16 protein-coding genes are annotated in these 17,124 nt (G+C 69.3%); 8 read left to right on the forward strand and 8 right to left on the reverse strand.

Features of this window, described 5'->3' with window-relative positions:
- Window positions 1-4: 4 nt before the first annotated feature.
- Entirely contained in the window at window positions 5-1,540 is a 1,536-nt protein-coding gene (locus tag ACWAT3_RS11515) for a sugar transferase (protein ID WP_460798534.1), read from the reverse strand.
- Window positions 1,541-1,889: 349 nt separating this feature from the next.
- On the opposite strand from ACWAT3_RS11515, the gene ACWAT3_RS11520 reads away from it, so the two are divergent.
- The 7 genes from ACWAT3_RS11520 to ACWAT3_RS11550 all read left to right on the forward strand — a co-directional run bounded on the left by ACWAT3_RS11520 (window position 1,890) and on the right by ACWAT3_RS11550 (window position 7,207).
- Window positions 1,890-3,038 carry a low temperature requirement protein A gene (locus ACWAT3_RS11520; protein ID WP_460798593.1) on the forward strand — a complete coding sequence of 383 codons (1,149 nt, stop codon included), beginning with the start codon at window positions 1,890-1,892 and terminating at the stop codon, window positions 3,036-3,038.
- Between the two features lie 71 nt (window positions 3,039-3,109).
- Window positions 3,110-4,105, forward strand: a complete 996-nt coding sequence (locus tag ACWAT3_RS11525) for an intradiol ring-cleavage dioxygenase (protein WP_460798535.1) — start codon at window positions 3,110-3,112, stop codon at window positions 4,103-4,105.
- A 17-nt stretch (window positions 4,106-4,122) separates the two neighbouring features.
- Complete coding sequence (gene tatA, locus ACWAT3_RS11530) at window positions 4,123-4,293, forward strand: twin-arginine translocase TatA/TatE family subunit (RefSeq protein ID WP_460798537.1); 171 nt, start codon at window positions 4,123-4,125, stop codon at window positions 4,291-4,293.
- A gap of 4 nt (window positions 4,294-4,297) precedes the next feature.
- On the forward strand, window positions 4,298-5,071 hold the full coding sequence (gene tatC, locus ACWAT3_RS11535) for a twin-arginine translocase subunit TatC (protein ID WP_460798539.1): 774 nt from the start codon (window positions 4,298-4,300) through the stop codon (window positions 5,069-5,071).
- On the forward strand, window positions 5,059-5,505 hold the full coding sequence (locus ACWAT3_RS11540) for a Sec-independent protein translocase TatB (protein ID WP_460798541.1): 447 nt from the start codon (window positions 5,059-5,061) through the stop codon (window positions 5,503-5,505). The genes tatC and ACWAT3_RS11540 overlap by 13 nt, the downstream gene beginning before the upstream one ends.
- A gap of 189 nt (window positions 5,506-5,694) precedes the next feature.
- Window positions 5,695-5,964, forward strand: a complete 270-nt coding sequence (locus ACWAT3_RS11545; protein ID WP_460798542.1) for a hypothetical protein — start codon at window positions 5,695-5,697, stop codon at window positions 5,962-5,964.
- Between the two features lie 154 nt (window positions 5,965-6,118).
- Complete coding sequence (locus ACWAT3_RS11550) at window positions 6,119-7,207, forward strand: fatty acid desaturase family protein (protein ID WP_460798595.1); 1,089 nt, start codon at window positions 6,119-6,121, stop codon at window positions 7,205-7,207.
- 30 nt (window positions 7,208-7,237) lie between these two features.
- Here ACWAT3_RS11550 and ACWAT3_RS11555 read toward each other — a convergent pair whose 3' ends face one another.
- The 4 genes from ACWAT3_RS11555 to ACWAT3_RS11570 are packed head-to-tail and all read right to left on the reverse strand — an operon-like array spanning window position 7,238 to window position 10,814.
- On the reverse strand, window positions 7,238-7,861 hold the full coding sequence (locus tag ACWAT3_RS11555; RefSeq protein ID WP_460798544.1) for a response regulator: 624 nt from the start codon (window positions 7,859-7,861) through the stop codon (window positions 7,238-7,240).
- On the reverse strand, window positions 7,858-9,036 hold the full coding sequence (locus tag ACWAT3_RS11560) for a sensor histidine kinase (protein ID WP_460798546.1): 1,179 nt from the start codon (window positions 9,034-9,036) through the stop codon (window positions 7,858-7,860). The genes ACWAT3_RS11555 and ACWAT3_RS11560 overlap by 4 nt, the downstream gene beginning before the upstream one ends.
- 54 nt (window positions 9,037-9,090) lie before the next feature.
- Window positions 9,091-9,936 (reverse strand): ABC transporter permease, encoded by an 846-nt coding sequence (locus ACWAT3_RS11565; RefSeq protein ID WP_460798547.1) that lies wholly within the window; start codon window positions 9,934-9,936, stop codon window positions 9,091-9,093.
- Window positions 9,933-10,814 (reverse strand): ABC transporter ATP-binding protein, encoded by an 882-nt coding sequence (locus ACWAT3_RS11570; protein WP_460798550.1) that lies wholly within the window; start codon window positions 10,812-10,814, stop codon window positions 9,933-9,935. The genes ACWAT3_RS11565 and ACWAT3_RS11570 overlap by 4 nt, the downstream gene beginning before the upstream one ends.
- Before the next feature lie 113 nt (window positions 10,815-10,927).
- Between ACWAT3_RS11570 and ACWAT3_RS11575 the strand changes: the two genes are divergently transcribed.
- Entirely contained in the window at window positions 10,928-12,325 is a 1,398-nt protein-coding gene (locus ACWAT3_RS11575) for an amidase (protein WP_460798552.1), read from the forward strand.
- Between the two features lies 1 nt (window position 12,326).
- Here the strand turns inward: ACWAT3_RS11575 and ACWAT3_RS11580 are convergent, their stop codons facing one another.
- The 3 genes from ACWAT3_RS11580 to ACWAT3_RS11590 form a co-directional block, all read right to left on the reverse strand.
- A complete protein-coding gene (locus ACWAT3_RS11580; protein WP_460798554.1) occupies window positions 12,327-13,727 on the reverse strand; it encodes a threonine/serine exporter family protein in 1,401 nt (466 codons plus the stop codon).
- A gap of 19 nt (window positions 13,728-13,746) precedes the next feature.
- Window positions 13,747-16,395 (reverse strand): exo-rhamnogalacturonan lyase family protein, encoded by a 2,649-nt coding sequence (locus tag ACWAT3_RS11585; protein ID WP_460798556.1) that lies wholly within the window; start codon window positions 16,393-16,395, stop codon window positions 13,747-13,749.
- Window positions 16,392-17,124 (reverse strand): DUF1961 family protein (locus ACWAT3_RS11590; protein ID WP_460798558.1); only part of this gene is annotated, 733 nt, incomplete at its 5' end. The genes ACWAT3_RS11585 and ACWAT3_RS11590, both read right to left, overlap by 4 nt.

Raw genomic sequence — 17,124 nt, forward strand, 5'->3', positions numbered from 1 at the left:
GTGCTCAGTATGCTCCGCTCGGCTGCGCCATGACCTTCGCCGTGCGCCACATGATCTGCAGGTCGTTCATGACGGACCAGTTCTCCACGTACCGCAGGTCGAGGCGCACGCTCTCGTCCCACGTCAGGTCGCTGCGACCCGACACCTGCCACAGGCCGGTGATGCCCGGCTTGATGTACAGCCGCCGATACACGGTGCCGTCGTAGGAAGTGACCTCGCGCGGCAGCGGCGGGCGAGGTCCGACGACGCTCATGTCACCGACCAGCACGTTCCAGAACTGCGGCAGCTCGTCCAGCGACAGCTTGCGCAGCATGCGGCCGACCCGAGTGACGCGCGGATCATCCTTCATCTTGAACAGCAGCCCCGCCCCCTCGTTCTGCTCGGCGAGAGCGGCGAGCTGCTGCTCGGCATCCGTTTTCATCGAGCGGAACTTGACCATCCGGAACGTCCGCCCGTCGCGGCCGACCCGCTCCTGCCGGAAGAACACAGGGCCGGGTGAGTCGGCCTTGATGATGACCGCGAGCACGGGAGCGAGCAGCGCGATCGGGACGAGAGCGGTGACGGCGACCAGGATGTCCAGCGCACGCTTGAGCAGGTGGATCCCGCCCTCGTACGTCGGAATCTTGACGTGGATCAGCGGCAGGCCTTCCACCTGTCGCAGCGACACCCGCGGGCCGGCCACATCCGTGAGCCGGCTCGAGAGGATCAGTTCGGATGCCGTGCCCTCCAGCTGCCACCCGAGCTGCTTGACGAAGTCTGGATCCCCATCCGGACGACTCGCCACGATGATCGTGTCCGCGCTGAACTGCGTGGCGACCGTCGCGACGGTGTTCACGCTCCCCAGCACCGGATAGCGATCCCCGTCCACCTCGAGTTCGGCGGCGTCGCCGTCGAACAGGGTGGCCCCGACCACGTGATACGCGGTCTCTCCGCTGCGGCGGAGCGAGTCGATGACGTACCTGACGTCCTCGGCATCGCCCGCCACGACGGTGCGCGAGGCGTACTGCCCCGTGCGTCGGCGCTGCAACAGCCACTTGCGCCAGCCCCACCGGGCGAGGAGAAGCCCCAGCATCCCCACCGGCAGGGCGATCACCAGCAGCGGCCGCAGCCCCGCCCATTCCCCGAGCACGCCGACGATCGCGACGATCCCGAACGCGAGCCCGCTGGCATGCGCAACGCGCGCGTATTCGGCAGCCCCAGAGCCGAAGACAGCGGCGGCGCGTGTGCTCAGCGCGCTCAGCATCGGGAACCAGACTCCGACCAGCAGCAGCGCTCCGCGTGCGACGACCTCCCCAGGAGTGTCGAGCACGAACAACTGCACCGCTGCGGTCAGCAGCGTCGCGGCAGCGATCACGGCGGCATCCGACAGACGCAGACGCATCCGGTACCGGCGCTCCCACAGCTGCCGGCGTTCGAGCGTCGGAGTCACCCGCGGTGCGACAACCGTCTGCGAGGCGATGTGAGCGGCGCGCGGTGCGGCGACGGGCACGAAGGCCGTCGTTGCTCGCGTGAGCCCGATCGCGTCCTCGACGGACGTCATGCTCGGACTCCCCGAGCGCGGAATGTACGCAGAATTCCCCAGTGCGCCATGACTTTCCCCAGTGTTTCCCCAGTCCGCGAACTGTGCGCTCGCGGGTTCGCCCGCTTCCCGACCCCTCGGGATCCTGCTGCGCGTCGAGACCCCACGTCTCAACGGGATGGATGTCGTTCCCAGGCGACATCCGGATGCAGCAGGCACTGCAGGCTGCGCTCACTCTAGCGGATCGGTCGTCCGATCGGAAGATATTTCATCCGACTGGACGAAACAGATCGGCGGCCGCGGATCGCCCCTGCCCTAATCTGATCCCGTGACCGATCAGAGCACCCTCTCGCGACTCCGTCTCAGCCGCATGCAGCCGCGCGACGCCCACGAACCGCACCGCACGGCGAGCACGCTCGAGCTGTTCTTCGACCTGGTGTTCGTGGTCGCGATCAGCGTCGCATCCGCGCAGCTGCACCATGCGCTGAGCGCCGGGCATTTCGTGCACGGCATCACCTCGTTCGCCATGGTGTTCTTCGCCATCTGGTGGGCGTGGATGAACTTCACCTGGTTCGCGACGTCGTTCGCCACGGACGACTGGCTGTACCGCGTGCTGACGTTCGTGCAGATGGGCGGCGTCCTGATTCTCGCCGCCGGCATCCCCGCAGCCTTCGAACACGGTGACTTCCTGATTCCGGTCGTCGGCTACATCGTCATGCGGATCGCGATGATCGCGCAGTGGCTGCGGGCATCCCGCGCGGACGGGCCGCTGCGCGCGGTCACCCGGCGCTATGCGGCCGGCATCGGCGTGGCGCAGCTGCTCTGGGTGGGGTTCCTCTTCATCCCGGCGCCCTTCCAGATCGCCGCCTTCGTGCTCTGCGCGCTCATCGAGATCTCCGTCCCCGTCTTCGCCGAGCACCGGCACCGTACGCCGTGGCATCCCCACCACATCACCGAGCGCTACGGCCTGTTCACCCTCATCGTGCTGGGAGAGAGCCTGCTCGCCTCGGCCAACGCCATCGTCGGTGCCCTCGAGGAGGTCGAGTCCCTTGGTCCGCTCATCTCGATCGCCGCGCTCACTCTGATCGTGACGGCCGCGCTCTGGTGGATCTACTTCTGGCCGCCGCACCACAGCGCCATCTCCTCGTTCCGCCGTTCATTGCGCTACGGCTACGTGCACTACTTCGTGTTCGCTGCCGCGGCGGCGTTCTCCGCGGGCATCGAGGTCGAGATCGATGTGCTCACGCACCACAGCGACCTGTCGAACACCGCCGCATCCTTCGCCGTGACCATTCCGATCGCCGTCTTCGTCATCGGCGTCTGGTGGCTCGCGATCCGTGAGAACGCCGATCGCGTGGTGAACGTCGTCGTGCCCGTCGGCGCACTGCTCGTGCTGCTCGACCCGGTGCTGCCGATCCCGGTCGCGCTGACCGCCGTGATCCTCATCGCCATCGTGGCGGTGCTCGTGCTGCGGCCGCCGGTGACGCGACCGCGATCTGAAGTCATAGACGGCGCATAGGTACGGCATATGGCCCTGATCGACTCCTCCGCGAATGTGTACTCACGTCCCATTCCCGCGAGGAGAAGATCATGACCCGCATCCCCGAACCCGTCGACACCCCGGACGGCCCGACCTACGAAGGCCGCCCGCTCGACCGCCCCGACGAGGAGGTCGTCGATCAGGGCGCCCCCTTCGACATCCGCACGCTCATCAGCCGACGCAGCGTCATCGGCCTGGCCGGCCTCGGCGTCGGAGCCGTCGTGCTGGCGGCCTGCGCCCCCACCGCGACGAGCAGCACGACAGGCACCTCATCCGGCGCATCCGATGCGGATAGCACCTCGGACGCATCATCCGGATCCACCACCGCCGAGGGCGAGATCCCCGATGAGACGGCGGGCCCGTATCCCGGCGACGGTTCCAACGGACCCGACGTCCTCGAGGAGTCCGGCATCGTCCGCCAGGACATCCGTTCCTCCATCGACGGCTCCGCCACGGCCGAGGGGGTGCCGCTGACGTTCGAGCTCGAAGTCCTCGACATGCAGAACGGCGACGCGCCCTTCGCCGGCGTCGCCGTCTACGCCTGGCACTGCACAGCCGGCGGCGAGTACTCGATGTACTCCGAGGGTCTCGAGGACGTCACCTACCTACGGGGCGTCCAGGTCGCGGATGCCGAGGGCAAGGTCTCCTTCACCTCGATCTTCCCCGGCTGCTACTCGGGACGCTGGCCGCATATCCACTTCGAGGTCTACCCCGATGTGGATTCGATCACCGACTCCACGAACGCCATCGCCACCTCTCAGATCGCGCTCCCCGAGGATGCCTGCACGACCGTCTACGCGGATCCGCGCTACGACGGCTCGTCCGAGAACCTCGCACAGACCTCCCTGGCCGGCGACAACGTGTTCGGCGATGACGCAGGGGCACTGCAGCTGCCCACGATCACGGGGGACAGCACGAGCGGCTACACCACGAAACTGCAGGTGCGCATCGACACCTCGACGACCCCGACCGCGGGAGCCGCGCCATCCGGCGGCGAGGGCGGCCCCGGCGGCGAGGGCGGCCCCGGCGAGCCCCCGTCCCACTGACAGAAGGAGACCGAGACATGTTCCAGAACCTCACCGGATGGCACGCGCTGATCATCCTCGCCGTCGTCGTCCTCATCTTCGGAGCCGCCAAGCTCCCCGCCCTCGCCCGCAGCGTCGGCCAGTCCATGCGCATCCTGAAGACCGAGGTGCAGACCCCGGCCGCAGAACAGCCGACGACCAGGGAATAGCGCCATGACCGACCTCGCCACGGCCAGGGTCGAGGCCCATGCTCCGAGCAGGATGCCGCTGTCGTCGCACCTCAGAGAGGCACGCACCCGCGTGTTCCGTGCGGCGGCGGCGCTCCTCATCGGCGTTGTCCTCGGCTACCTGCTCTCCGGGCTGATCCTCGAGATGCTGCGCACGCCGATCCTCGAGATCGCCGAGACGCAGGACGCGAGCCTCAACTACGACAGCATCACCGGTGCCTTCGACCTGAAGCTCAAGATCGCCCTGTTCGCGGGCATCGCCCTGGCGAGCCCGGTCTGGCTCTACGAGCTGTTCGCCTTCCTCGCCCCGGGGCTCACCCGTCGCGAGAAGAAGTACACCTACGGGTTCCTCGCCGCGGCGCTTCCGCTGTTTGCCGCCGGATGCGCCGCCGGCTTCCTGCTGTTCCCGCACATGGTCGAGCTCCTCGCGAGCTTCGCGGATGCCGAGGACAGCACGCTGCTGCAGGCATCCGCCTACGTCGACTTCGTCCTGAAGATCGTGCTCTCCACGGGCATCGCGTTCGTGCTCCCGGTCTTCCTCGTGGTGCTCAATCTGCTCGGCATCCTGCCGGCCCGCACCCTCGCGCGGAGCTGGCGCATCGCGATCGTGGCCATCGTGCTCTTCAGCGCGATGGCGACGCCCTCGGCCGACGTGCTGTCGATGTTCCTGATCGCGATTCCGATGATCGCGCTGTTCCTCGCCGCCCTCCTCATCGCCTGGCTGCACGACCGGAAGGAGGCTCTGGCATGTTCGGACTGACCGTCGAGAAGCTCTTCGTCACCGCTCTCATCGCCGCCGTGATCATCGGCCCGCACCGGATGCCGCAGTACGCCAGCCGATTCGCTGCCGTGCTGCGGCAGCTGAAGGACATGACGCTGGAGGCCAAGCGCCGGGCGGAGGAGGAATCAGGCGCGGCGATCCTCCGCGAGGACTGGCAGGCGCTCGATCCTCGCCGCTACGACCCGCGGCGCATCATCCGCGAGGCCTGGCAGGACGAGTTCCCCCCGGAGGCGCAGCCGGCAGCAGTTGCCCGAGAAGTCGCCGCCCCAGAGCGCCCTCAACCCGAGCCAGAACAATCTCGGCCAGAGCCAGAGGGCCGCTGGGTCGTTCATGGCTCATCAGCGCACCCGCAGCGCGTGTGGGTACCCGCGGCATCCGTGCCGGACAGCATCCTCTCGGCGGCCGTGAGCTGAGCTCCCAGGCCCGTGTCCGAGGGCTCCTGCTAGAATGATGACGCAACGTGAGTGATATCGCCGAAGATTCGGCCGTCACGTCGCCACTGATCAGGGCCATCACGGACCACGCACACCGACGCGCGCGGCATCCGCTCTGATCGCAGACATGCGAGGCGCGCACGCGTGCGCCCGCCACAGAGCAGAGCAATGAGCAGCAACACCATGAGCATCATCCACGAGTCCCTCGACTGGAAACAGGCCGACGACGATGTGCACGTCGCGACGCGCGACGGCGAGTTCGCCGGTTTCGTCGAGTTCGACGGAACCGCGCACCTCGTGCGCGACAACCACGGCACGGACATCGGGTCCTTCCCGACCTTGGCCGACGCGCGCCGCGCCCTCGAAGGCGGAGGCCGCCCCGACGGTCACCCGCTGCGCCTCCGGCTGCGTCGCCGCGTCCGCCGAGCGCGCGCCTGACCAGAGCCGCGAACAGGCCGGACGTATTCCGGAGACCGCATACCGCCGGGGTTACGCTGGGGGAAGCGATGGGCAACTGCCTTTGGCTTCCGCAGCTCAAAGGGCTCCCGATCGGCAGGAGAGCATCATCTCCCGTACCCAGCTCGACTCGACCATTTCGACTCTCGGACCCGTGCGCCAGACGTACGCGGGCAACGCTGAGATCCCGCCCATGGCCAATGCGTACCGCGAGGTGCAGCAGGTCGTCCGCGAGACGGGCCTGATGCAGCGCACGCCGATCTTCTACTCCCTCGTCGGCGGCGCACTCGCGCTGGCGTTCGGCGGAGCGATCACCGGCTTCATCCTCCTCGGCGACAGCTGGTTCCAGCTGCTGATCGCGGGTGCCCTCGGCATCCTCTTCACGCAGGTCGCCTTCCTCGCACACGAGGCCGCGCACCGTCAGATCCTGACGTCCGGACCGGCGAACTTCCGCCTGGCACGCATCCTCGCCGCCGGCGTCGTCGGCATCAGCTACGCGTGGTGGGATTCCAAGCACACCCGCCACCACGGCAATCCGAACCAGGTCGGCAAGGACCCGGACATCGCCGTCGACACGATCTCGTTCCTGGAAGAGGATGCCGCGAAGTCGCGCGGTTTCATCCGCATGATCACCCGCAAGCAGGGCTGGCTGTTCTTCCCGCTGCTGACGCTGGAGGGGCTGAACCTGCACTACCTGGGGCTCAAGCACCTGACCACGCGCAAGAACGTGAAGGGACGCTGGATCGAGCTCAGCCTGATCGCGGTCCGCTTCGCCGTCGTGCTCGTGCCGGTCTTCCTGCTGCTGCCGTTGGGCATGGCATTCGCGTTCGTGGGCGTGCAGATGGCCGTGTTCGGCGTCTACATGGGTGCGTCGTTCGCGCCGAACCACAAGGGCATGCCGATCATCGCGCCTGATGCGCGTCTGGACTTCTTCTCGAAGCAGGTCCGCACCTCGCGCAACGTCACCGGCGGCTGGTGGGCCACCTGGTTCCTCGGCGGCCTCAACCACCAGGTCGAGCACCACCTCTTCCCGAACATGTCGCGCCTGCACCTGTCGAAGGCCCGCGGGATCGTCCGCGACTACTGCTCCGCCAACGGCGTCCCGTACACCGAGACGAGCATTCTGCGCTCCTATGCGATCGTGATCGAGTACCTGAACCGCGTTGGCCTCGCGGCGAGCGATCCGTTCGACTGCCCGGCCGCGGCTCAGATGCGCCGCGCCTGACTTCCCGCGTTCTCATCGAACGGGCGAGGCTCAGAGGATCCCGAGCTCCAGCGCCAGTGTGACCGCTCTGGTGCGGTCGGAGACGCCGAGCTTCTCGAACGCGTGCAGCAGGTGCGTCTTCACGGTCGCCTCGCCGATGAACAGTTCGCGGGCGATCTCCGGATTGCTCCGGCCGGCCGCGACCAGGCGCAGGACGTCGAGTTCGCGCGGGCTGAGCTGAGGCTTGACCGCGGCATCCTGACGCATGCGCGTCACGAGAGTGGCGGCGATCGACGGCGCGAGCACGGTGTGCCCTTCGGCCACGGCCCTGATCCCGGCGACGATCTCCTCCTGCGGGGCCGCCTTCAGCAGGTACCCGCTCGCCCCAGCCTCGATCGCGCCGAGGATGTCGTCGTCCGACTCGTACGTCGTGAGGATCAGGACATTGATGCCGGACAGCTCCTCCGCGATGCGGGCGGTCGCCTCGGCGCCGGTGAGCCGCGGCATCCGCAGATCCATCAGGACGACGTCCGGCCGCAGCGAGGCGGCGAGGTCGACGGCCTCGGCGCCGTCCGAGGCCTCGCCGACGACCTCGATGCCGTCGTCGAGCGCGATCAGGCCCACGATTCCTGCGCGCACGACCGGGTGATCGTCGGCGACGACGACTCGGATCATGATGGGTCCTTCCCCTCGTTCAACGGAATGCGCACGGTCAGGGCGGTTCCGGCCGGCTCCGCATCGCCCACCTCCAGGATGCCGCCCACGAGCGCGACCCGTTCGCGCATGCCGGCCAGGCCGAAGCCGTTCCCGTCGCCGATCCGCGTTCCGTCGAGGCCCCGTCCGTCGTCGCGCACCGTGAGTGCGGCATCCGCGTCGATACGCAGGGTGAGGTGGACGGTCGTCGCGCGCGCATGCTTGCGGACGTTCGCGAGCCCCTCCTGCGCGCAGCGCAGCAGCACGACCTGCACGTCGCGGGGCGCCGTGCACTCCGATGCGTCGACGTGCACCGCTGTCCCGGTCTCCTCTGCGAAACGTGCGCCGAGGCGATGCAGGGCCGGGGCGAGCGATCCGGTCGGATCGGTCGCCGGCGACTCCAGCACCACGAGTGCGCGTGCTTCGCGCAGGGCGTCGCGCGCGGCATCCTCGATCAGCGCGATCGTCTGCGGCGACCCGTCGCGGCGTGCACGCTCGGCGAGCATTACGATGCTCGTCAGGCTCTGCGCGATCGTGTCGTGCACGTCGCGAGCGAGCCGCTCCCGCTCGGCGGTCGCTCCGGCCTCACGGCTCGCGACCTCCAGATTCGCCTGCGCATCCGTCAGCCGCGTGAGCAGGCGCTGACGTTCGGCGCCCCATTCCGCGATCCGCGTGATCCACAGTCCCAGAGCGATCGAGAACGCGGCGGACAGGCCGGAGGTGAACGCGCCGGCCAGCAGCGCCCAGGGCTCGAATCCTCCCCAGATCCAGTACGACGTGGTGAGGATCACGGCATTGATGACCGTGGCGACGATCGCCTGGCGGGGTGAGCGCGACGTCATCCACAGCAGGGGCAGCACGATGGTCTGCTGCACCAGCATGCTCGGCTGGATCGCCACACCGATGGCCAGCAGGGCGATCAGCGCGGACTGCAGCCCGAAGGACGCACCGACGGACGGGATCGGGGATTCCCTGATGCTCACGTAGCGTCGGGCGCCGAACGCGTAGACCGCGCCGATGGCCACAGCCACGGCGACCAGGATCCACTGCGTGCCGGGCATCCGCGGATCCTCGGTGAGGGCCAGCACGGACGTCACCACCATGAGAGCGCCGACGGCGATGTCCCAGCCCAGCTGCTCCTTGCCGATCCGACTCATCTCACCCACTCTGGCACCTGCGGCGGCTCTCGCACCTGCGCCCGGCCGGTGCGATCAGCCGTCACGGCGGATCCAGCGGAACGTGATCCGGCTGAGCACGAATCCGACCACGAGCCATACGACGAGCACGATCGCGATCAGCCCCAGCTCCCAGGACCCGTTCACCTCGGCGCTCCGGAACGCGTCGGGCAGGAACACCGAGCGCATGCCCTGCGCGATCCACTTCACCGGCAGGACGCCCGATGCGGTCTGCAACCACTCCGGCAGCATGGCGAACGCGATGTAGACGCCCGAGATGAACTGGATCAGCAGGACGACCGGGATCACAACCGCTCCGGCCGTCTTGCCCGACCGCGGCACGGACGACAGCGCGATGCCCAGCAGGGTGCAGGTCACGAGCCCCAGGACGAAGATCCAGGAGAAGCCCACCCAGGCTGCCGGATCCGTCGGCAGTTCAGCGCCGAAGAAGACCGCTGCCACCACGATCAGGAGGGCGATCTGCAGGATCGCGGTGACGAACACCTCGCCGATCTTGCCGAGGAAGTAGGTCACCGGCGAGATCGGCGTGCCTCCGAGGCGCTTGAGCGTGCCGTCGCTCTTCTCGCTCGCGATCTCCAGCGCAGGTCCCTGCACTCCCGAGAGCAGGATGCCGCCGGCGATGAGCCCGGGCAGATAATAGGTCGCCATGGTGACGGTGTCCTGCCCCTCTCCGATGTCGCCGGTGAAGATCGTCGCGAAGACGACGTACATCAGCGTCGGGAAGAGGAACGTGAAGAACACCTGGTCGCCGGCGCGGAAGTACTGCCTGAGCTCGAAGCCGATACGACGGATGCCGAGGCGGATCGTGCGGGACAGCCCGAAGGCCGGTGCGGGTGTCGGCGCGGATGCGGTGATGGTCATGCTCGTTCCTCCACGAGTCGGTCGTCGGCGGGTTGCGCGTCCTCGCGGATCAGGCCCAGGTAGATGTCCTCGAGGCTGGGACGGACGACCTCGAGTGCTCGTGGTTCGCCGCCGTGCCGGAACAGATCGGCGACGAGGGCCCCCGGTTCGGTCGTCCGGTGCTCGTGCGCGGTGCCAGCGGCATCCGTCCAGCGCACAAGAGGAACGCGCGCCGCGGCGCCGCCGATCTCGTCGATCGCTCCGATCGCGACGATCCGGCCGCCGGAGATGACGGCGGCGCGGTCGCCGAGCTGCGCGGCTTCGTCGAGGTAGTGCGTCGTGAGCAGGATGCTGGTGCCGTCGGCCTTGAGCGACCGGATGAGATCCCAGAACTGGCGGCGGGCCTCAGGATCGAACCCGGTGGTCGGCTCGTCCAGGAAGAGCAGTTCTGGACGTCCGACGATGCCGAGCGCGACGTCGAGTCGACGTTGCTGGCCGCCAGACAGTCGGCCGATCCGCACGCGCGCCTTGGTCTCGAGACCGACGGCCGCGATGACTTCGTCGACGCTGCGCGGGTGCGGGTAGTAGCCGGCGAACTCGGTGAGGAGTTCGCGCACCGTGACGTTGCCCGTCTCGCCGCTGGACTGCAGGACGATGCCCAGGCGAGCCTTCCAGTCCAGGCCGCCGCGTTGCGGGTCGACGCCGAGCACGCGGACGTCGCCCGAGGTGCGGTGCCGATAGCCCTCGAGGATCTCGATCGTGGTGGACTTGCCGGCGCCGTTCGGGCCGAGCAGGGCGAAGGTCTCGCCGCGGTGGATGTCGAAGCTGATGCCGTCCACGGCGGTGAACGCTCCGTAGCTCTTGCGCAGCTCCTGCACCTGGATCACAGTGTCGGTCATGCTTCCCAGCGTGGCGGGTCCTCGTGGCCGGCGGTAGCCGTGGACGGACGGATTCCAGGGTCCACCGGTCGGTGGAGGGGGACCGGGTTCGACGGAGTCCGTAGGCTCGTCCCATGAGCGAGCTGCATGACCTCACCGCGATCGAACAGCTGGCGGCGCTGCGGACGAGCGAGATCTCGCCGGTGGAGCTCGTCGCGCACTATCTCGACCGCATCGAGAGGCTGGACGGCGGGATCGGCGCATTCGTCGAGGTCACCGCAGCCTCCGCGCGGCAGCGCGCAGAAGCGCTCGGCGGCGCGCGCACCGAGGGTGCGCTGTGGGGGCTGCCGTTCGCGGACAAGGATCTGGTCGCGAGAGCGGGCGTCCCGACGCGTTTCGGTTCGCGCCTGCACGACGGCTTCGTGCCGGAGGCCACAGCCGATCAGGCCGCCGTGCTCGATGAGGCTGGCGGCATCAGCCTCGGCAAGACCGCGACACCGGAGTTCGGGATGACCGGCTACACCGAGACGCGCATCGGCCCGCCCACCAGGGACCCGTGGAATCCGTCGAACGGTGCCGGCGGGTCCAGTGGGGGAGCGGCGGCCGCCGTGGCCGCCGGGCTGCTGCCGCTGGCTCCGGGGTCGGATGCCGGCGGCTCGATTAGGATCCCTGCGGCGACGGTGGGACTCGTCGGCATCAAGCCGTCCCGCGGTCGCGTGCCGTTCGCCTCCGGACTCGACAGCCCCGGCGGGCTGGCGGTGGCCGGGCCCATCGCGCGGACCGTGGCGGATGCCGCACTGCTGCTGGATGTCCAGGCCACCGGACGCCCACACCCCTATGCGACCGCCGCGCCGGGGTCCGGTCCGTTCCGCGAGGCCACCGAACGCGTCGCCGGTCGCACGAGCATCGGAGTCACGACGGTGTCGCCGTGGGACGACGACGAGGACATCCGCCTGGATGCCGAGGCGGCACGGGCGGTCGAGGTCGCGGCGTCGCTGCTCGCCGACGGGCACGACGTCGACGCGTTCGACTGGCGCCCGCGGGGATACGCGACCATGTTCACGGCCCTGTGGCGCACGAGCGCCGCCCGCATGGCGTTGACCGACGACGAGCTCGCACACGTCGAGCCGATCACGGCGTGGCTCGCGCGCGAGGGGCGCCGGATGACAGGTCGTGAGGTGCTCGACGCGCTCGCCGCCGCGACGGTGTTCGAGCGCGAGACGATCACCGCGTTCTCCCCGTACGACGCCGTGCTCACGCCGGCGCTCGCGCTTCCGGCGCGTCCGGTCGGCTGGTTCGACGCCGAGGATGCGGGGGTGAACTTCGCGCAGCAGGTGCGCTACGCGCCGTACTCCAGCTTCGTGAACGTCTCGGGTCTCCCGGCGATCGTGGTGCCCGTGACCACGGATCCCGCAGGTCACCCCGTCTGCGTTCAGCTCATCGGGCGACCGGGCGGCGAGGGCACGATCATCGCGCTCGCGGCCGAACTCGAGCGCCGCGCCGGGCGGATGCCGCACCCGCCGATCTGGTGAATCAGTGCCGGACTCTGGCGCGTGATTTCGCGACGCCGGCGAGTGTCGCTCGCAGCGGCGTGCCGAGGTAGAGCCCGAGGGATGCGCCTGCGGCGAGACCGACGCCGATGGACGCGGCCAGGACGAGCGGCGCGATGCTGACCAGCATCGCTTCGGGTGTCCCGTCGGAGTCGGCCAGCCCCAGCAGCCCTCGGAACACCGTCAACCCCGGCACGAGCGGCACGATCGCCGCCGTCGTGACCGCGACCGACGGCACATGCAGATTGCGGGCGATCAGGATTCCGATGAAGCTCGCCAGCAGTGCCCCGATCGCGCTCGCCGCGCCTTCGTGGATGCCCAGCAGCAGGGAGGAGCCGTAGCCGAGGATTGCGATCACGCTCAGCCCGGCGCTCACGACGATGATCCGCAAGCCTGCGCCGTTGAACAGCGCGACCGCGACGGCGATGATGATGGCACCCGCGATCTGAGACGGCAGCGGACCGAACGGCACGGCGTCGTCCGGGCGTTCGAAGCCGTACCCGACGAGCTGCGCGACCCCGAGTCCGATGAGGATGCCCAGCACGACGCCGACGGTCTGGATCGTGAGATCGAGGATGCGCCCGCCGGCGGTGAGAGCGAACCCGTCGATGGCGTCCTGGGCCGCGGCGACGACCGAGAGCCCGGAGAGCATGAGCACGATCCCCGCGGCCACCATGATCGAGGGGCGCACACCGTCGAACGGCGCGATCCCCGCCGACCCGAGAGCCGCGACCACCGTCGCGAACGCCGTGATGACGAACGCGCCGGCGATCTGGCCGAAGAACGACGGCACGCGTGCTTTGGCGAGCCCTGCCTGGGCGAAGGCGGCGGCCAGCGATGCGAGGAAGGCGAGCACGATGAGGGCCGGGGTGGCGTCGAACAGGATGGCGACGCCGACCGCGAGCAGAGCGCGGGCGACGATCACGACGAGGGGCCGGTAGAGGAACGGCGTCCGCCGGATCGTGCGGAACGTGCTGCGCGCCTCGTCCAGCGGCATCCCGTCCTGGATGTCGGCGAGCAGCGCCTGCAGCCGCTGCAGCTTCGCGTGATCGGGCGACGCCGCGTGCACGACGCGCAGCAGGGTCGTCGGCGCGTCGTCCTCGCCGAGATGGTGCGACACCGTGATCGATGTGAACGTCACGTCCACCTGCACGCCCTTGAGCCCGTAGACCTGGGCGACCCTGGCGATCGCGAACGTCACGTCGTGGGCTGACGCGCCGACCGCGAACATCGACTCGCCGATGCGCAGCGCGAGATCCAGGATCCTCGACACCACGGTCGCGTTGAGCACCGGGAGCACCTCGGTGAGGGCGACCCGCGACGGATCGGTCCGGATCGCCCTGCGCACCGAAGCCAGGAATCGGGACTGGCGCTCAGAGGACATGTCCCCATTGTGCGTCAGATCAGCCTTCGGAATCGCTCCGAACCGCAGGGAGCCGATCGCCGATCAGAGCCAGGTTCTGGATCGCGGCCAGACCGTACTGCGCGACGTCGTTGGTTCCCACGCTCGGCGCTTCGTCGACCGGATTGAGCACCCCCGGGCCGTCGATGCGACGCAGCACGAAGTCCGATCGGTGCACGAGCCACTCGCCGATGCCCTCGAACGCTTCCCACGCGGCATCCGCGAGCGCATCGTCACCCGTCTGAGCCGCGGCATACGCGGTCAGTCGGCTGTGCGCCTGCTCGAGATGGATGCCGGTGAACGGCTGTCCGACCGCGGCCTCCTGCTCCTGCGGAGAGGCGAGGTACAGCCGGCAGTACTGCAGCCAGGCGTCGCGGAAACCGGGGACGTCGACCAGGGAGATCAGCTCGCTCGCGACCTCGACCAGACCGAACACGGCGCTGAGATGCGACACCGCGATGCGGTCGCGCGAGGTGTCGAACCGGCCGGCTTCGATGTCGTACAGCGCCTCGCCGGTGAGGAACCCGTGCGGCAGGGCGCCGATGTCCGCCATCGTGCCGAGAAGGCGATCGCGCGAGCGCTCGTTGCCCGTGCGCTCCCAGTCGGCGAGCCAGGTGGCGGCCAGCGCGCCCCAGTCGGTGCCGAGGCCGACGGCCAGCGCTGCGCGATCGGGGCGGTAGGTCGCAGCATCCGTTCGGACCTTGCGCGTCGGGTCGGTGTCGACGAAGCGCTCGTCGCTGTCGCGCAGCTCGGTGAGCAGATCGCCCACGCGCTCGTCGGCGGTGAGGTAGTGGAAGATGCGTCGGTAGATCGGGCTCGAGATGCGCAGCTGCTTCGCGCTGCATCCCCAGTGCTGGACGTTGTGCCGGGAGCCGAGGCCCTGCCAGCGGCCCAGGTGGTACACGTCGACCTCGCCGGTGTGGCGGGTCATCGCCTCGGCGAGACGGAAGACATCGGCCCGCCCGCTGCGCAGGTACGAGTACCAGAGCCAGAGGTCGGGGGAGAGCTCGCTGTTGTCCCAGGCGTAGCCGCCGACGTCGTAGCGCCAGACGTGGCGATCCAGGTCGTACGCGTGCATGACGTCGCCGTAGTTCCAGAACCCGTACCAGCGGCGCTGGTCGATCTGGCCGAGGTAGAAGTCGAGCAGGAAGTCGTTGCTGTCCTCGATCTCGGTGCGCGCCGGCGTCGATCGGTCGACCGGCGCCCAGTCGCCGAAGACGCCGACCGCGTGCAGGTGCTCCGGTGTCGGCTGCAGGAGCGGAGGGCGCTGCAGAGCCTCGACCGCTGCGGCGGTCTCCTCGATGGGCGGCGTCGCGTCGTACGCGAACAGGGTCAGCTCGTGCGTGCGAGCCACGCCGTGCGCGTCGCCGAAACCGGGCTCGTAGTCCTCGTAGGTGATCTCCAGGCCCTCGAGCTGAGAGGCGAAATCGTCCTGGCCGAGCCCATCGTGGTAGAACCGCACATCCATCGGCTGGGCTTCGGGTGCGTACAGCCAGGCCGTCAGCTCGGCGCGCTCGCCGGCGGCTCCGCGCAGATCGAGCTGGCCGGGGTGCGACTGCCAGAACGAGCGGATGCCGAGGCCGAAGCCTCCCGTCGGGTCGCTGATCGCGACGTATCCCTCCGCCCTGGTGCCCGCACCGGCATCGATCCACGCATGCCCGGGTGCCGTCCGCTTGCGGATGGCGAAGCCATCGGCGCTCAGCTGCGTCAGCGTGACGTCGTTCCAGGCGGGGATGAGGTCGAGTCGCTGCGAGACCTCGGGGTTCCACGTGTCGAGCGGCGGCGTCTGCGCGCCCTGGATCTGCGCGGCGCGGACGTCGGACCCTGGATCCCGACGGAGACCCGTGAGTCCGCGGACGGCTTCGGCGAAGAAGCCGCCATCGGCGCCCGCGACGCGGACGTGGCGGTCGTGCAGGGCTGCACGCAGCGGCACATCGGCGCGGACGCCGAGACCGGCGAGGAAGTCGTGCTCGGCATCGCCGTCCCAGATCACCGAGTGCACGAGCCGCACCTCGGCGGAGCCGGCGACGACGATGAACCGGACGGTGAACGGGAGCCATTCGCGCTCGCCGTCCTCGTCGCGGTGCGCGCCCTCGACGCGCACGACGGCGCGGATCGGGCCGTCCTGTTCGACCTCGATCGTTCGCACGCGCGACCGGAATCGGCGACGGGGAGTCGCGCCGCCGTCGTCGGAGAGCTCGTTCTGCAGCAGGCTCACCAGGCGCAGGTCTTCCGCGATGACGCGTCCGCCGCGCGACACCCTGTGGACGAGCGCATCGGACGGCGCGCTCGGGAACGCGAGGCGAAGGATGCCGTTGTCGACGAGGATCTCGCCGCCGGCGCTCTCGACGTGGACGGCGGACGAGGCGGGGGGCGCGGCATCCTCACCCGCGACGATCTCGTACGCACCGGGCGAGTCGAGTGCGCCGACCGCGCACCCCGCCCACTTGACCGAGCCGTCCGGCCAGGTCGCCAGCGGCCAGAACTGCGCGGGGACGGCGTCGCCGCCGACCTCCCGCAGCCGCAGGGCTGCCGTGTCCGAGACGGCGCTGCGCGGCAGCGGCGCCCCCCACGTCGCACCGCCGCGCAGGCGCGCTGGGGCTTCGTCATCGAGCCAGCGGAGCGGAACGGTCACGGTTGAACCGGTCACAGCGAGTGAACCTCCAGGTTGCGGTAGCGGGCGGTGAGGGGAGCCATCTGGCGGAACCCGATGCGCCCGTCACGGATGCGCGGACCGGTGCTCTCGTCATCGGTCCAGTCGAACAGCGGCAGATCATCGATCGAGAAGGCGACGCGCGGGCCGTCCTTGACGATCGCGATGCGGTAGAACGCGTCGCGGGCGTCGACGACCGGTGGCAGCGGGTCGGCGCCCTGCGCGACGAGGTGGAACCCGGGGGACTTGCGCAGGTTGCAGGTGTGGAACGCTCGCTCGTCCTCCCAGCGGCGCCGGAAGTACGACACGTGCAGGGTCCGGATGTCGCCGGAGTGGTACTGCGGGTACGCGCCGGTGCGCGGCGCCAGCGCCGCGTCGAAGACGCCGTCGGCGTGCGGATGCTGCCCGGCATCCGCTGCGGCGCCGAAGAAGAGCATCGCCAGCCCCGGCTCCGACCGCGGCGAGAACTCCCACGTGATCCGGATGCGGTCGCCGAAAGGCTCTGGGCACCAGAACGTGAAGTGGTCGTCGAACCCGCCGCTGCTCGAGAGCAGCATCCCTTCGTCGGACGGCTGGGCGGACACAGGGCCCTCGGCGACCCAGTCGTCCAGATCGGAGGCCGAGGTCAGCGGGTTGCGGTAGATCAGGGTCATCCCTTCACCGACCCGATCAGCATCCCCTTCGCGAAGTGCTTCTGCAGGAACGGGTAGAACAGGATGATCGGCA

The sequence above is a fragment of the Microbacterium sp. GXF0217 genome (assembly GCF_054798195.1).

Coding starts and splice junctions, on each gene's coding strand:
- ACWAT3_RS11515 (WP_460798534.1), bottom strand. CDS start 1,540: ATGACGTCCGTCGAGGACGCGATCGGGCTCACGCGAGCAACGACGGCC.
- ACWAT3_RS11520 (WP_460798593.1), top strand. CDS start 1,890: ATGCAGCCGCGCGACGCCCACGAACCGCACCGCACGGCGAGCACGCTC.
- ACWAT3_RS11525 (WP_460798535.1), top strand. CDS start 3,110: ATGACCCGCATCCCCGAACCCGTCGACACCCCGGACGGCCCGACCTAC.
- tatA (WP_460798537.1), top strand. CDS start 4,123: ATGTTCCAGAACCTCACCGGATGGCACGCGCTGATCATCCTCGCCGTC.
- tatC (WP_460798539.1), top strand. CDS start 4,298: ATGACCGACCTCGCCACGGCCAGGGTCGAGGCCCATGCTCCGAGCAGG.
- ACWAT3_RS11540 (WP_460798541.1), top strand. CDS start 5,059: ATGTTCGGACTGACCGTCGAGAAGCTCTTCGTCACCGCTCTCATCGCC.
- ACWAT3_RS11545 (WP_460798542.1), top strand. CDS start 5,695: ATGAGCAGCAACACCATGAGCATCATCCACGAGTCCCTCGACTGGAAA.
- ACWAT3_RS11555 (WP_460798544.1), bottom strand. CDS start 7,861: ATGATCCGAGTCGTCGTCGCCGACGATCACCCGGTCGTGCGCGCAGGA.
- ACWAT3_RS11560 (WP_460798546.1), bottom strand. CDS start 9,036: ATGAGTCGGATCGGCAAGGAGCAGCTGGGCTGGGACATCGCCGTCGGC.
- ACWAT3_RS11565 (WP_460798547.1), bottom strand. CDS start 9,936: ATGACCATCACCGCATCCGCGCCGACACCCGCACCGGCCTTCGGGCTG.
- ACWAT3_RS11570 (WP_460798550.1), bottom strand. CDS start 10,814: ATGACCGACACTGTGATCCAGGTGCAGGAGCTGCGCAAGAGCTACGGA.
- ACWAT3_RS11575 (WP_460798552.1), top strand. CDS start 10,928: ATGAGCGAGCTGCATGACCTCACCGCGATCGAACAGCTGGCGGCGCTG.
- ACWAT3_RS11580 (WP_460798554.1), bottom strand. CDS start 13,727: ATGTCCTCTGAGCGCCAGTCCCGATTCCTGGCTTCGGTGCGCAGGGCG.